The organism is Streptomyces sp. NPDC058284 (assembly GCF_042881135.1).
Classification (GTDB): domain Bacteria; phylum Actinomycetota; class Actinomycetes; order Streptomycetales; family Streptomycetaceae; genus Streptomyces.
Genome location: NZ_JBHVYE010000006.1, coordinates 17502 through 30594 on the forward strand (window position 1 = coordinate 17502; position 13093 = coordinate 30594).

Sequence of the window (13093 nt, forward strand, 5' to 3'; positions counted from 1 at the left end):
GTCTTCGCTCAGCCCCGGTTGCCGCCCGCCTCCATGATCGCCTTGAGGATGACCGCGTGGATCTGCGCCGGGTCGTCGACCTGGTGGCCGGAGCCGCCGGTCGCCTCGGCGATCTGCTGGACCTCGCCCTTGTCCGCGTCGGGGCCGACGGCGATGGCGATGACCGGCACCGGCTCCTTGGGGTCGGTGAGTTCCTCGAGACGGGAGATGAGGGCCCCGCGCGAGATGCTGTCCGGGTCCTGGTTGACGCCGTCGGTCAGGATCACGAGGGCGTTGAACTTGCCGCTCTCGTACGTCGACCGCGCGTGCCTGTAGGCGGCGAGTGTCGTGTCGTACAGACCGGTGGCACCGCCCGGCACGGGCTGCAGGCCACGGAAGGCCTTCGACAGCCTGTCGCGGTGGGTGGCGCCGCCCCTGCGCTCGCCGAGGCGCTCGGCCGGTTCCAGTTCGCGGTAGTCGCGGGCGCCGTCCAGCCGCGTGGCGAACTCCCACAGGCCGATCTCGTCCCTCTCGGTGAAGCCCGCGAGGGCCCGCAGCAGCGCGGACTTGGTGACCTCCATACGGGAGCGGGCGCGGCCGGGGACCAACTGCCGCATGGACTCCGACGCGTCGACGACCGTGCTGATCCGGGCGCTCTGCACGGTGATCGTCCACATGCCCAGGGTCTCCTGGAGCTGCTTGTCGGACGGCGGGTCCGTCGCCTGTGCCGCGTAGGGTTGCGGGGTGCGGCCGCCCGCGGTGGTGACGAGGCGGTCGGAGGGCCGGTCGGAGCCGGTCCTGAAGCCGTGCTCCGCCAGGATCCGTTCGCCGTCGTCGTCGCTGAACAGCGCCATGTAGCGCAGGGCCGCGCGGCTCATGTCGGTGGTCATCTCGTTGTCCTCGACGAGGGTGTACGGGTAGTCGAGCCGGGGTGAGCCGTCCTTGGGGTAGAACAGGTCGAGGCGGTTCTCGGCGCCCGCCGCCGTGTTGTGCGCGTACGCCGCCTGTTCGGAGAGGATCAGGGCCTGGTTGCGGCGGGCATCGCCCGGCTCGGCGCCGGAGCCGTCGCGGGCCAGGGTGTCCAGGAGCCGGCCGTCGCTGTCCGACGTACGGGCGGAGAGGGCCTTGGCCAGGGCGGCGGCCCGGGTGCCGCCGTCCTTGCCGTTCTCTCCGCCACCCTGCTCGGCGGCTTGCCTCTTCACCGACGCGCCCAGCGCGGCGAGGGCGAGCAGGCCGGTGGCGCTGCGCGCGGGGTCGGCCGCGCCCAGGCGGAGCTTGTCGCTCCGCAGGGCGGCCGTGGTCAACTCCGGCCAGTCGTACGTCTTCCCGGGCCAGCCCAGCGACGCGGCGGCGGACGGGACCATGCCGATGCCGACGGGTGACGAGGCGATGTTGCCCGCGGGCGAGATCTTGTTCTGCTGGGAGCCGAGGCCCACCTGCCGCACCCAGATGTCGGAGTCCGGCACCCATACGTCGTACTCCGGATCGCCTCTGCCCGCGCGGAGTTGGGCCGCGACCTCGTACGAATCGCGCGCCGTCACCCGCACGTCGATGCAGTGGCCGTCCGAGGTGATCTCCTCCTCGCGGGCGTGGTCGGCCGCCTCGCGCAGGGCGGGGGCCACCGCGGGCGCGGCGACGACGTCGAGGCGTACGGCGTCGTCGCCGCAGGAACCGCCGAGGGAGAGCAGGCCGCTGCGGACCGCCGCCGCCGTGCCGCCCGCGATCACGAGGACGAGCGCCGTCGCGATGGCGATCGTGCGCCCGCGCGCACGCGATCGGGGGTCGGGCGCTGCCGCCCCGTGCTCATCGGGCAAGCTGTGACGTCCCATGGCGGTGGTGCCCCTCCTTGAACGATGTAGCAAGGAAAGGGGAGCTGTACGTCCGAAAACGGCGTGCACGCCCGGAATCGGCGTCCGTCCCCCTCGGCCTGTCGCGCACGGTCTTCGCAACTTCTTTCGCGACCCTAGTGGGGCGAAGATGGGGATGAGACGGGATTACTCAACTGGAGGCGGAAGTGCAAGCGGAGCCGGGGCCGATGGCCGGTTCTTTTCGAACGGAGGGGGCTTCGCGACGGAACCTCCGGGATGAGACGTTGCTCGTCCTGGCTCTCTCGCTCGGCGCGAGCGGTGTTTCCGCGCTGATCAGCTTTGTCGGTTCGGTCACCAGACCGGGCGGCCTCAAGGATCAGGCGGCGACGATGAACACGTCGGCGGCGCCGGGGCGGCCCTGGCTGGATCTCGCGTGGCAACTCTTCGGAATCGCGACAGCCCTGGTGCCGGTCGCGCTGGTCGCGCACTTCCTGCTGCGGGAGAGGGCGGGGCTGCGGACGATCGGTTTCGACCGGAGCAGGCCGTGGCCGGACCTGGGGCGCGGCGCCGCGATCGCCGCGGTGATCGGCAGTACGGGCATCGCCTTCTACCTGTCGGCACGCGGGCTCGGCTTCAACCTCACCGTGGTGCCCGAGGCGTTGCCGGACGTGTGGTGGAAGTACCCCGTCCTCGTGCTGTCCGCGGTGCAGAACGCGGTCCTGGAGGAAGTGATCGTCGTCGGCTACCTGCTGCGCAGGCTGGGGCAGTTGGGGTGGACGCCGATGGCCGCGCTGGTGGGCAGCTCGGTGTTGCGGGGTTCGTACCACCTGTACCAGGGCATCGGCGGCTTCCTGGGCAACGTCGCGATGGGCGTGGTGTTCGTGCTGCTGTACCGCAGGTGGGGGCGGGTGGGGCCGCTGGTCGTGGCCCATTCCCTGCTGGATATCGGGGCGTTCGTCGGGTACGCGCTGCTCGCGGGGAAGGTGGGGTGGCTGCCGACGCCTTCGTGAGGCGCCAGGCGCGGCCGGGTTCGGTGCTGTGGGGACGTACGAGGATCTCGTACGTCCCCACAGTTGCGTCCGCACGGTGCTGAGCCGTCCCACGTGGTGGCAGTCCGGGTTCTCCGGGTGAGCGGTCTTCGGTTGAGCGGCCTCCGGGTGACCGGCGCCGTCAGGCCAAGAGGTCGCCCTCGATGACCGTGACCGCCCGGCCGGTCAGGAGCGTGCGCTCGCCCCGCAGCCGGGTGCGTACCAGGCCGGTGCGGGCGGAGGCCTGCAGGCCGGTGAGCTCGGCGCGGCCGAGGCGCTCGGACCAGAAGGGCGCGAGCGCGGTGTGCGCGCTGCCCGTCACCGGGTCCTCGTCGATACCGACGCGCGGGAAGAAGCAGCGCGATACGAAGTCGTAGCCGCCGGAGGGGTCTTCGGCGCGGGCCGTGGCGATGACTCCGCGTTCGGAGTGCCGGACAAGGGCCTTGTGGTCCGGGGTGAGCGACCTGACCGTCTTCTCGTCGGCGAGCTCCACAAGCAGGTCGCCGACCTGCCGGCCCGTGTCGTACGCGGTGACAGGATCGGCGCCCAGGGCGTCGGCGATCCCGGCGGGGACCTCGGCCGCGGTGAGCGTGGCGGTCGGGAAGTCGAGGGTGAGGGCGCCGTCCTCGTGCGCGGTGGCGGTGAGGACGCCGCTGCGCGTGGCGAAACGGACAGGGCCCGATGTGGCGCCCGTGGTGTGCAGGACGTGCGCCGTGGCCAAAGTGGCATGACCGCAGAGGTCGACCTCGGTGGCGGGCGTGAACCAGCGCAGCGCCCAGTCGGCGTCGGCGCCCGCGGGCAGCCGGTGGGCGAAGGCGGTCTCGGCGTGGTTGACCTCTCTGGCCACGTGCTGCAGCCAGGTGTCGTCGGGGAAGGCGTCGAGGAGCAGAACGCCGGCCGGGTTGCCGGCGAAGGGCCGGTCGGTGAAGGCGTCGACGATGCGGATGCGGTGGGAAGTCGGCATGGTGAGGACGGTAGAGGGCCGCGGAGCGCTGTGGGTAAGGCCAATGTGCGGGAACTGGACTGAGTTGCGGGCGCGATTGGCGTGGGGCGACACGGACCGCACGGTCCGGATCCTGAACGGGGTGAAGGGGTTGCCGAACGAATGTTGCCGATATATCGTTGACGCATCGCGATAGGGACGCGACGGATCAAGGATCCACATACCGATTGGGTTTCCGATCGACTGCATCAAGGAGTGATTGCTATGCGTTCCCATGGTTTTGAACACGAGCACGGACGCGGGCATGGGCATGGACACGGGCGCCGTGGTGGCTCCGAGGGCCGCGAGGGAGGCTTCGGCCGCGAAGGGTTCGGTGGCTTCGGCGGCTTCGAGGGGCGGCGCGGTGCGTTCGGTCCCTTCGGTCCAGGCTTCGGCGGCCCCGGCGGCCCCGGCGGCCCCTGGGGTGGTCGCGGTGGCCGCGGCGGACCGCGGGGCAGGGCGCGGCGCGGCGATGTGCGCGCGTCGATCCTGGCCCTCCTGAAGGACCGGCCCATGCACGGCTACGAGATGATCCAGGAGATCGCCGAGCGCAGCGGCGGGGCGTGGAAGCCAAGCCCCGGTTCGGTCTACCCCACCCTCCAGCTCCTGGAGGACGAGGGCCTGATCAGCAGTGCCAGTGAGGGCGGCAAGAAGCTCTTCTCGCTCACCGACGCCGGCCGTGAGGCGGCCGAGGGAGGTCCCGAGGCGCCCTGGGAAGAGGCCGGGCGCGGGGTCGACTGGGACACGCTGAACGAGATCCGGCAGGCCGGCTTCGGTCTGATGGAGGCGTTCGGTCAAGTCTGGAAGACCGGCAGCAAGGAGCAGCGCGAGAAGGCGGTATCCGTCATCAACGACGCCCGCAAGAAGCTGTACCTGATCCTCGCCGATGAGGACTGAGGCGATGGAGGCCGACGGCTCGCCGTCGTGGACGAGGCGCCCCGCACGCATGGTGTGGGGCGCCTCGTTCTCGTTGTGGAGGTCGTTCTTCTACGGAGGCGGCGCGCGTCAGCCCGTCACCAGCCCGTCCAGCTTGCGCAGCGACTCGTTGAGGGCGGCGGTCGCCGAGTCCTTCAGCTTGCCCGCCATCAGGGACACGGCGGCGCCGGTGAACTCTCCCTCGATGCGGACCACCGTGCCGGAGCCCTCGGGGGAGAGGGAGTAGCGGGTGCCGACGTTCACGCCCATCGGGCCCTTGCCCGCGATGGCCAGGGCGCGGGTGGTCTCCAGCTCCTCGATCGTCCACTTGACCTCGGCGGGGAAGCCCATCAGCTTCATGTTCTCCACGAAGGTGCCGCCGCGCTCCAGGGTGGTGGGCGTGCCCTGGGGGAAGCTCGTGTGCGTGGAGTTCCACTCGCCGTACGAGGAGAAGTCGGTGAGCCGGGCCCAGACCTTCTCGACGGGTGCCTCGATCCGTGCCTCCGCGCTGACTTCGGCCATGTGACCACCCCTTCCCCTCGGGCGCTGCGACGGCCGCAGCTACGGTGTCGCGGAACGTAGCCGCAGGGTCCGGAACATTCAATACTGATGAACCGTCAGATTTGCTGGGACGTCAGGCCCACGCGCCGTATCACCGCCGCGTCGAAGAGGTCGGAGGCGCGCGGGAACGGTCCTTCGTCGTGGCAGTGCCAGGCCTCCCAGAACAGGTCGGCGGGCAGCGCGTCCTCGGGGGCGTACACCCGGTAGACGTACTCCCTGCCGTCGAGCGCCGGCAGGGCGACCATCCAGCACCTGTCCTCCATGCCAGGGAAAGACGAACGGCGCCGGGCGGCGGTTGCGGAGGCGCGGCGGAGCGTGGCCCGCAGGCGACCGGAGGGCCGGGCGGATCTCATCCGTAAGGAGGACAACCGACGCGGGTGTGCCCAACCTGTGTCGGACGCCAAGATGCTTCCCGCCGCCGATGCATATGCCAGTGGGGGTTGATGTGGTGGGAGATGTGCAAAGCCGTCGTACCCCTTCCGGCGCCGAACCCGGCCCGATTCGAGCAGAACCGGACTCCGGACTCAGTCCCGAGCTGGCGTCCGTGGTGGCGGGCGCGCGACGCCGCGCCGTGCGTGACGGGGACCGGCAGATAGACACCGCGCACCTGCTGCACTCCCTCCTGGAGACCGGCTCCGAAGTACGCGCCGTCTTCGAGAGTGGTGCGCAGGCGGTGCGCGTCCTCGGCTATCTCGTGCAGCGCAGCATCGGCTACGGCCTCCAGTGGCAGGCCGCCGTGGAGGACTCCGGCGCCGTGCCGGTGGTCTCCTCCGTCCCCGAGGCGGGCTGGTCGCCGGCCGCCACCAACGCGATGGACGTGGCCCTTGAACGCGCCGCACTGCGCGGCGAGCCGCGCGCCCTCGGCATGGATCTGCTCGCCGGGCTCGTCGCCGACCCGGACTGCCGCGCCGTCGAGGTCCTGGCGCGGGCCCGGGTCGACGTCCCGTCGCTGCTGCGGCGCATAGAGGCGGGATGCAGGCAGTACGTGTCCGGAGGCGCGGGGCACACCGAGGGCGCGGGGTGCGCCGAGGGCGCCGGGTACGCCGGAGGTTCCGGGTGTACGGAAGGTGCTCGGTACGACGGAGTGCAAGGGGCCGGTCCCGACTGCTGATCCGCCTTCCTGCGAGCGGCATGGCGTCCGCCGATTGAGACAGGGGTCAGTAGGGGTGACGCTCATGACGCCGCCTGCCATGATGTGCCGGTGCAAGCGTCTGACGGGGTACAGAAGAGCCGGGTGGGTCGGCGGAACGCGGGCGTCCGGGGAGATCGGGGCGGCCGGGGCGAGGGCGGCAGGGGCGTCGGGCTCACCCTGGCCCTGGTGTCGGCGGTCGCCTTCGGCGGCTCCGGTGTCGCGGCGAAGCCGCTGATCGAGGCGGGACTCGACCCGCTGCACGTGGTGTGGCTGCGGGTGGCGGGCGCCGCCCTGGTGATGCTGCCGGTGGCCTGGCGCCACCGCGGACTGCTGCGGAGCAGGCCCGCGCTGCTCGCCGGGTTCGGTCTCCTCGCCGTCGCGGGCGTCCAGGCCTGCTACTTCGCCGCGCTCTCGCGCATCCCCGTCGGTGTCGCGCTGCTGATCGAGTACCTCGCGCCCGCGCTCGTCCTCGGCTGGGTGCGTTTCGTGCAGCGGCGGCCCGTCACGCGGGCGGCCGCGCTCGGTGTGGTGCTCGCCGTCGGCGGCCTCGCCTGCGTGGTCGAGGTGTGGGCGGGGCTGAGCTTCGACGCCGTCGGGCTCCTGCTCGCACTCGGCGCCGCCTGCTGCCAGGTCGGCTACTTCGTCCTGTCCGACCAGGGCAGCGAAGCGGGCGATGACGCCCCCGACCCGCTCGGCGTCATCGCGTACGGCCTGCTCGTCGGCACCGTCGTACTGACCGTCGTCGCGCGGCCGTGGGGCATGGACTGGTCGGTGCTCGCGGGGGACGCGGATCTGGACGGTTCGGCCGTTCCGGCCTGGGCCCTGCTCAGCTGGATCGTGCTGATCGCCACGGTCGTCGCGTACGTCACCGGCGTCCTGTCCGTGCGCAGGCTCTCGCCCCAGGTGGCCGGCGTCGTGGCCTGCCTCGAAGCGGTCATCGCGACCGCCCTTGCCTGGGTCGTCCTCGGCGAGCGCCTCTCGGCGCCGCAGGTCGTCGGCGGTGCGGTGGTCCTCGTGGGCGCGTTCATCGCGCAGTCGTCGGCGCCGACCGAGCCCGCGGAGACGACGGAAGCCGCGGAGACGACGGAAGCCGCGGAGACGACGGAAGCCGCAGGGGAGGGCGGAGGCCCGAAGAAGGGCGGGGGCTCGGCGGAGGGCGGAGTCCCGGCATCCGAAACTGAGTTGTCGCGCGTCGGCGACGCGACCTAACGTGCTGATCATGCACGCACGAGCGCTCGTTCTTCCGCCCCCCGCAGCCTAGGGCCTGTCTCTCGGATCTGTCCGGGGTCGCAGCTGCACGCACCAGACCCCGCTCGAGCCCCACCCAAGGCAAGGCCACCCAAGTCCGGCCTGATCCGAAAGACAGACCCTAGCGCGGGGCGCTCACGAATCATGCCCGGCCGACGGCCGGGCCGAACAGCGCTGCCCGCAGACGGAGCCACCCATCCCTCTCTGCTGCGGAGAACTCACGTGTCACACACGCCGAGCACGTCCGACGTACCCACTGTCGGCTCCCATTCGACCGCCGGCCTGTCCGTCGGGCGGGGCCTGCTCTACCTCATCGTCGCCGGAACCGCGTGGGGTACCGCGGGCGCGGCCGCCGCGCTGGTCTTCGCGGCCGGTGGCATGGGTCCGGTCAGCCTCTCCTTCTGGCGGTGCGCGGGCGGGTTCGCCCTGCTGCTCGTCGCACGCACGGCCGCACGGCTGGTACGCCCGCCCCGGGCGGCCACGCGGGGGGCGGCTGCCGGGCCGCTGAGCCGCAGGGTGCGCCGGATCGTCGTGACGGGCGTGGCTCTCGCCGTGTTCCAGACCGCCTACTTCGCGTCCGTCGAGGCGACCGGCCTCGCGGTCGGCACCGTCGTCACCATGGGTTCGGGGCCCGTCCTCATCGCACTCGGCGCCCGCCTGACGCTGGGGGAGCGGCTCGGCCGCGGCGGCGCTGTCGCCGTCCTCGGCGCACTCGCAGGCCTCGTCGTGCTCGTCCTCGGGGGCGGCGGCGGCGCGGGCGGCGCGAGCGTGCGGCCGGTGGGTGTGGGCTGGGGGCTCGTCTCCGCGGCCGCGTACGCCGCCATGACGCTGCTCACGCGGCGGTGGGGGCGGGACGGCGGAGCGGACTCGTCCGACACCACGGTCTGGGCGTTCGCCGTCGTCTCGCTCTGCCTGCTGCCGCTCGCCATGGCGGAGGGGCTGCTGCCGCACACCGCCGAACCCGCGCGCGTGGGCCTCTGCCTGCTGTACATCGCCGCCGTGCCGACGGCGGTCGCGTACGCGCTGTACTTCGCGGGTGCGGCCGTCGTGCGCTCCGCCACCGTTTCCGTGATCATGCTCCTTGAGCCGGTGGGCGCCGCCGTCATCGCGGTCACCCTGCTCGGTGAGGCGCTGACGGCGGCGACCGTGGCGGGCACGGCCCTGATGCTGGCCGCCGTGACGGGCCTCGCGGTCGCGGAGACGCGGGACGCGGTGGCGGAGCGGCGGGAAGTGGCGGCGGTGTAGGAGGCACAGGCTTTGGGGCCCGGGCGCCGCGGACGCCGACGGCCCTACGGCTCGATCAGGTACTCCGGGACCTCGATGTCCGGCGCGAGGTCCGCCGAGGGGATCAGGGCGCCGCGGCCCTTGCTCAGCGGGACGACGCCCGCCCAGTGGGGCAGGTCCATGTCCTGCGGCTCGTCGTTCGGGCCGCCGGTGCGCGCCTTCGCCGACACCTCCCTGAGATCGAGGCGCAGGACGGCGGTCGCCGCGAGCTCCTTGGCGTTGGCGGGGCGCGAGTCGGCGGCGCGCCCCGGCACGACGTGGTCGACCAGCGCGTCAAGGGCGGCGCGCTTCTCCTCGGGGTCCGTCACCTGGTGGGCGGTGCCGTGGACCACCACGGAGCGGTAGTTGATCGAGTGGTGGAAGGCCGAGCGGGCCAGGACCAGGCCGTCGACGTGGGTGACGGTCAGGCACACCGGCAGGCCGGGGTCCCGCTCCTCGGAAGCCGCGGCGCCCGCCATGCGCAGCGGCCGGGAACCCGTGGAGCCGTGCACGTACAGGCGCTCGCCGACGCGCGCGTAGAGCGTCGGCAGGACGACGGGGGCGCCGTCGCGCACGAAACCGAGATGGCAGACGTACGCCTCGTCGAGTATCGCGTGCACCGACTCCTGGTCGTACGAAGCGCGTTCGGCTGAGCGAGTGGGGGTGGTGCGGCCGGTCGGTGTGTAGGCGGCGCTCTCCGGCGACATGGTGTCGGTGGTACTCGGCGTCGTCTGCATGGCTCTCCCTGTACGGCTTCCTTGTGCGGCTTTCCCGGACTGCTTTTCCTGCTGCCGCTCTGCTCACGATTTGCCGGCAGCTATTGCACTAGTGCATAATCAGCTTTGTGCTAGGAGAGTATCGGATCGAAGGCCGACGCGCAGCCGAGATCGCTGCGAGCGTGGAGCGTGCGGTGGGTGAAGGCGGCCTCGAACCGGGCCAACTGCTGCCGCCCATGAGGGAGTTGGCGGAACGCCTCGGAGTGAATCCCAATACCGTGGCGGCCGCCTACCGCACGCTGCGCGAACGCGGCGTCATCGAGACGGCGGGACGGCGCGGCAGTCGCGTACGCCCGAAACCCGCGACCACCACGCGCGAGCTGATCCGGGTGGACGCGCCGCCCGGGGTGCGCAACGTCTCCCAGGGCAATCCCGACCCGGAGCTGCTGCCCCCGCTGTCCGCGGCCTTCGCGGCGGCCGCCGCGCAGAACGACCGGCAGCCCGTCCTCTACGGCGAGGGCGCGGTGGACCCCGAACTCGAACGCCACGCGCGCGTGGCCTTCGACGCCGACGGCGTCCCCCATGGCCCCCTCGCCGTCACCTCCGGTTCGCTCGACGCCATCGAGCGAGTGCTCGCCGCCCACCTCAAGCCCGGCGACGGGGTGGCCTTGGAGGACCCGGGCTGGGGAAGCCTGCTCGACCTCGTCTCCGCCCTCGGGCTGCGCGCGGTCCCGGTGGGCGTGGACGACGAGGGGCCGCTGCCCGCCGATGTTGAACGAGCGCTGGCATCCGGTGCCCGGGCGGCCGTGGTGACCGACCGCGCGCAGAACCCCACGGGCGCCGCCGTCACCGCCGCGCGTGCGCACGCCCTGCGGGAGGTGTTCGCCGCGCACGCGGACGTGCTGCTCATCGAGGACGACCACGGCCACGGCATCGTCGACCTGCCGCTGCACCCGCTGGCCGGGTCGACCCGCAGCTGGGCCCTCACCCGCTCGACCGCCAAGGCGTACGGCCCCGACCTGCGGCTCGCGGTGGTCACGGGCGACCCCGTCACCATCGACCGGGTGCGGGGGCGCCAGCGGCTCGGGCCCGGCTGGGTGAGCCGGCTCCTGCAGCGGGCCGTCGCGCAGCTCTGGGCCACGGGAGCGGTCGACGCCCGGGTGGTGGCCGCGTCCTACGGGCGGCGCAGGGACGCGCTGATCGGGGCGCTCGCCGAGCGGGGTGTGGCCGCGTACGGGCGCAGCGGCATGAACGTATGGGTGCCGGTGCCCGATGAGACCGGGGCCGTCGCACGGCTGCTGCACGCGGGGTGGGCGGTGGCTCCGGGAGCGAGGTTCCGCCTGGGCACGCCGCCCGGGGTGCGGATCACTGTGGCGGCGCTCGGCGACGAGGACATCGTGGTGGTGGCGGACGCCGTCGCCGCCGCGACCGGGCCAGCTCCGGCGCGCCGCTACGACTGACGGGCGGACTGGCGGGCCGGCTGGTCGGCGGATTGCCGGGCGGGCCGGTCGGCGGGGGCCGCCGTGGCGCGCCGGGGTCTGGACTGGGTGAGGGCCGCGCCCGCCAGGATGATGACCGCGCCGACCGGCGTCGACCAGCTCAGGGACTCGCCGAGCACCGCGACGCCCGCGGCGGTCGCGATGACCGGAACGAAGTACGTGACCATCTGGGCGGTGGTCGGGCCGACCTCGTCGACCAGTGCGTACTGCAACAGGAAGGCGACCCCGGTGCCCAGGGCGCCCAGCGCCACGATCGCCAGCAGCGGTATGACGGGGAAGTGGGCCGGGAGCGAGGTGAACAGCGGCGTCACCACGGCCAGTTCGAGCGAGGCGACCAGCAGCTGGGCGCCGGAGAGGGAGAGGTTCGAGTGTCCGGCGCCGGCCAGTGTGCGGCGCACGTAGATCCAGCCGATGGGGTAGCTGACCGAGGCGAGCAGCGCCATCGCCGTGCCGCCGAGATCCAGTCCGCTGAAGCCCTGCCATACGCCGAGCACGGTGAGCACCCCGAAGAAGCCGAGGCCCAGGCCCGCGACGCGGCGCCGGGTCGGCCGGTCCTCGGAGAGCGCGACGAGGGAGAGTGCCATGCCCCAGAGCGGCGACGTCGCGTTGCAGATTCCGGCGAGAGTCGACGGGATCGTCAGCTCCGCGTAGGCGAAGAGGGAGAACGGCAGGGCGTTGAGGAAGAAGCCCGCCACCATCAGATGCAGCCAGGTCCGTGCCGTGCGCGGCAGCCGCTCCCGCTTCGCCACGAGCACGACGGCGATCACCGCCGCGCCGAACACGAGCCGCCCCAGGGTGACCTGGAACGGTGCGTACCCCTCGGCGCCCACCTTGATCAGCAGGAAGCTGAAGCCCCAGATCAGGGAGAGGAAGCCGAAACGGACGCGCCAGTCGAGGGCGGGGCGGCCGGGTGCGGGGGAGTCGGCGGCCGGTGCGGCGGCTGATCGGGGCGGCGTGGGCGGTGGGGGTGCGGAACTCATGCCTCTCACCATGGACCTCAAGGATCTCGTAGCACAAGCGAGTTTTTGTGCGAGTCATCGCGTAGCATCACTTACATGTTGAACCTGGAGCGCCTGCGTACGCTCGACGCCCTCGCCCGGCACGGCTCGGTCAGCGGAGCCGCCGCGGGCCTCCACGTCACGACGTCCGCGGTCTCGCAGCAGATGACGAAGCTGGAGCGCGAGGTGGGCCAGCAACTGCTCGCGAAGAACGGCAGGGGCGTGCGCCTGACCGACGCAGGACGGCTGCTCGCCGAGCACGCGGCCCGCATCCTCTCGCAGGTCGAGCTCGCCCAGGCCGACCTGGAGGAACAGCGCGGCAAGGCCGTCGGCGAGCTGCGGATCGCCGCGTTCCCCACGGCCATGCGGGGCCTGCTGCCCGCCACGCTTGCCGCGCTGCGCACCGAGCACCCCGGGCTGCGGGTGGGCTGCCACGAGATGGAGCCGACGCCGGCCGTCTCGGGCGTGGTGCGCGGCGACATCGACATGGCGGTCGTCCTCGACTGGTACAACAAACCGCTGCCCGTCCCGGAGGGCCTGGTCAAGACGCCCCTCCTCGACGACCCCGCCGACGTCGCGATGCCCGCGGCGCACCCCCTCGCCGACCGTGCCGAAGTGGACCTGGAGGAGTTCGCGGACGACGAGTGGATCACCTGGGCGGAGGGCGAGTTCTGCCATGAGTGGCTGATGTTCACGCTGCGCGGCAAGGGCATCGAGCCGCGCATCGCCCACCGCGCGGAGGAGCACCACACCCAGCTCGCCCTGGTCGCGGCCGGTCTCGGCGTCTGCGTGGCACCGCAGTTGGGCCGCGACCCGATGCCTGCGGGCGTGCGCGCGGTTCCGGTGCGGCACCGGGTGCGGCGGCATGTGTACGTGGTGTGGCGCGCGGACGCGGACCGCCGCCCGTCGATCAGGGCAGCAGCGCAGGCGCTCAGGGCGGCCGGGGCGGGGCTCCGGTAGGGGG

13 protein-coding genes are annotated in these 13093 nt (G+C 72.5%); 7 read left to right on the forward strand and 6 right to left on the reverse strand.

Features of this window, described 5'->3' with window-relative positions; genetic code table 11:
• Positions 1 to 8: 8 nt before the first annotated feature.
• Positions 9 to 1808, reverse strand: a complete 1800-nt coding sequence (locus ACFVYR_RS10965) for a substrate-binding domain-containing protein (protein WP_384251767.1) — start codon at positions 1806 to 1808, stop codon at positions 9 to 11.
• Between the two features lie 185 nt (positions 1809 to 1993).
• Here ACFVYR_RS10965 and ACFVYR_RS10970 point away from each other — a divergent pair, with 185 nt between their 5' ends.
• Positions 1994 to 2797: a CPBP family intramembrane glutamic endopeptidase gene (locus ACFVYR_RS10970; RefSeq protein WP_384251770.1), complete on the forward strand. Its 804-nt coding sequence runs from the start codon at positions 1994 to 1996 to the stop codon at positions 2795 to 2797.
• Between the two features lie 160 nt (positions 2798 to 2957).
• On the opposite strand, the gene ACFVYR_RS10975 is transcribed toward ACFVYR_RS10970, so the two are convergent.
• On the reverse strand, positions 2958 to 3779 hold the full coding sequence (locus ACFVYR_RS10975) for a PhzF family phenazine biosynthesis protein (protein ID WP_384251773.1): 822 nt from the start codon (positions 3777 to 3779) through the stop codon (positions 2958 to 2960).
• A 243-nt stretch (positions 3780 to 4022) separates the two neighbouring features.
• On the opposite strand from ACFVYR_RS10975, the gene ACFVYR_RS10980 reads away from it, so the two are divergent.
• Complete coding sequence (locus ACFVYR_RS10980; protein ID WP_384251776.1) at positions 4023 to 4694, forward strand: PadR family transcriptional regulator; 672 nt, start codon at positions 4023 to 4025, stop codon at positions 4692 to 4694.
• A gap of 108 nt (positions 4695 to 4802) precedes the next feature.
• Here the strand turns inward: ACFVYR_RS10980 and ACFVYR_RS10985 are convergent, their stop codons facing one another.
• Positions 4803 to 5234: an SRPBCC family protein gene (locus ACFVYR_RS10985; RefSeq protein WP_384251779.1), complete on the reverse strand. Its 432-nt coding sequence runs from the start codon at positions 5232 to 5234 to the stop codon at positions 4803 to 4805.
• A gap of 95 nt (positions 5235 to 5329) precedes the next feature.
• The gene (locus ACFVYR_RS10990; protein ID WP_384251783.1) at positions 5330 to 5536 is read right to left on the reverse strand and encodes a hypothetical protein; all 207 of its coding nucleotides are present in this window, start codon (positions 5534 to 5536) and stop codon (positions 5330 to 5332) included.
• A 164-nt stretch (positions 5537 to 5700) separates the two neighbouring features.
• On the opposite strand from ACFVYR_RS10990, the gene ACFVYR_RS10995 reads away from it, so the two are divergent.
• The 3 genes from ACFVYR_RS10995 (at position 5701) to ACFVYR_RS11005 (ending at position 8898) form a co-directional block, all read left to right on the forward strand.
• Positions 5701 to 6384, forward strand: coding sequence for a Clp protease N-terminal domain-containing protein (locus tag ACFVYR_RS10995; protein WP_384252142.1), 684 nt, complete (start codon positions 5701 to 5703; stop codon positions 6382 to 6384).
• 123 nt (positions 6385 to 6507) lie between these two features.
• Positions 6508 to 7614 (forward strand): DMT family transporter, encoded by a 1107-nt coding sequence (locus tag ACFVYR_RS11000; RefSeq protein WP_384251786.1) that lies wholly within the window; start codon positions 6508 to 6510, stop codon positions 7612 to 7614.
• Positions 7615 to 7875: 261 nt separating this feature from the next.
• Positions 7876 to 8898, forward strand: coding sequence for a DMT family transporter (locus ACFVYR_RS11005; protein WP_384251789.1), 1023 nt, complete (start codon positions 7876 to 7878; stop codon positions 8896 to 8898).
• A gap of 44 nt (positions 8899 to 8942) precedes the next feature.
• On the opposite strand, the gene ACFVYR_RS11010 is transcribed toward ACFVYR_RS11005, so the two are convergent.
• Positions 8943 to 9653: a pyridoxamine 5'-phosphate oxidase family protein gene (locus tag ACFVYR_RS11010; RefSeq protein WP_384251792.1), complete on the reverse strand. Its 711-nt coding sequence runs from the start codon at positions 9651 to 9653 to the stop codon at positions 8943 to 8945.
• A 107-nt stretch (positions 9654 to 9760) separates the two neighbouring features.
• Between ACFVYR_RS11010 and ACFVYR_RS11015 the strand changes: the two genes are divergently transcribed.
• Positions 9761 to 11092 carry an aminotransferase class I/II-fold pyridoxal phosphate-dependent enzyme gene (locus tag ACFVYR_RS11015; protein ID WP_384251795.1) on the forward strand — a complete coding sequence of 444 codons (1332 nt, stop codon included), beginning with the start codon at positions 9761 to 9763 and terminating at the stop codon, positions 11090 to 11092.
• Here the strand turns inward: ACFVYR_RS11015 and ACFVYR_RS11020 are convergent.
• Entirely contained in the window at positions 11083 to 12111 is a 1029-nt protein-coding gene (locus ACFVYR_RS11020) for a DMT family transporter (protein WP_384251798.1), read from the reverse strand. The genes ACFVYR_RS11015 and ACFVYR_RS11020 overlap by 10 nt on opposite strands.
• 75 nt (positions 12112 to 12186) lie before the next feature.
• Here ACFVYR_RS11020 and ACFVYR_RS11025 point away from each other — a divergent pair, with 75 nt between their 5' ends.
• Positions 12187 to 13089, forward strand: coding sequence for a LysR family transcriptional regulator (locus ACFVYR_RS11025; protein WP_384251801.1), 903 nt, complete (start codon positions 12187 to 12189; stop codon positions 13087 to 13089).
• The last annotated feature ends 4 nt before the right edge of the window (positions 13090 to 13093 follow it).

Bases quoted from the DNA above. Each gene is read 5' to 3' on its own strand.
- ACFVYR_RS10965 (WP_384251767.1), bottom strand. From the start codon at position 1,808: ATGGGACGTCACAGCTTGCCCGATGAGCACGGGGCGGCAGCGCCCGAC.
- ACFVYR_RS10975 (WP_384251773.1), bottom strand. From the start codon at position 3,779: ATGCCGACTTCCCACCGCATCCGCATCGTCGACGCCTTCACCGACCGG.
- ACFVYR_RS10980 (WP_384251776.1), top strand. From the start codon at position 4,023: ATGCGTTCCCATGGTTTTGAACACGAGCACGGACGCGGGCATGGGCAT.
- ACFVYR_RS10985 (WP_384251779.1), bottom strand. From the start codon at position 5,234: ATGGCCGAAGTCAGCGCGGAGGCACGGATCGAGGCACCCGTCGAGAAG.
- ACFVYR_RS10990 (WP_384251783.1), bottom strand. From the start codon at position 5,536: ATGGAGGACAGGTGCTGGATGGTCGCCCTGCCGGCGCTCGACGGCAGG.
- ACFVYR_RS10995 (WP_384252142.1), top strand. From the start codon at position 5,701: ATGCCAGTGGGGGTTGATGTGGTGGGAGATGTGCAAAGCCGTCGTACC.
- ACFVYR_RS11010 (WP_384251792.1), bottom strand. From the start codon at position 9,653: ATGCAGACGACGCCGAGTACCACCGACACCATGTCGCCGGAGAGCGCC.
- ACFVYR_RS11020 (WP_384251798.1), bottom strand. From the start codon at position 12,111: ATGAGTTCCGCACCCCCACCGCCCACGCCGCCCCGATCAGCCGCCGCA.
- ACFVYR_RS11025 (WP_384251801.1), top strand. From the start codon at position 12,187: ATGTTGAACCTGGAGCGCCTGCGTACGCTCGACGCCCTCGCCCGGCAC.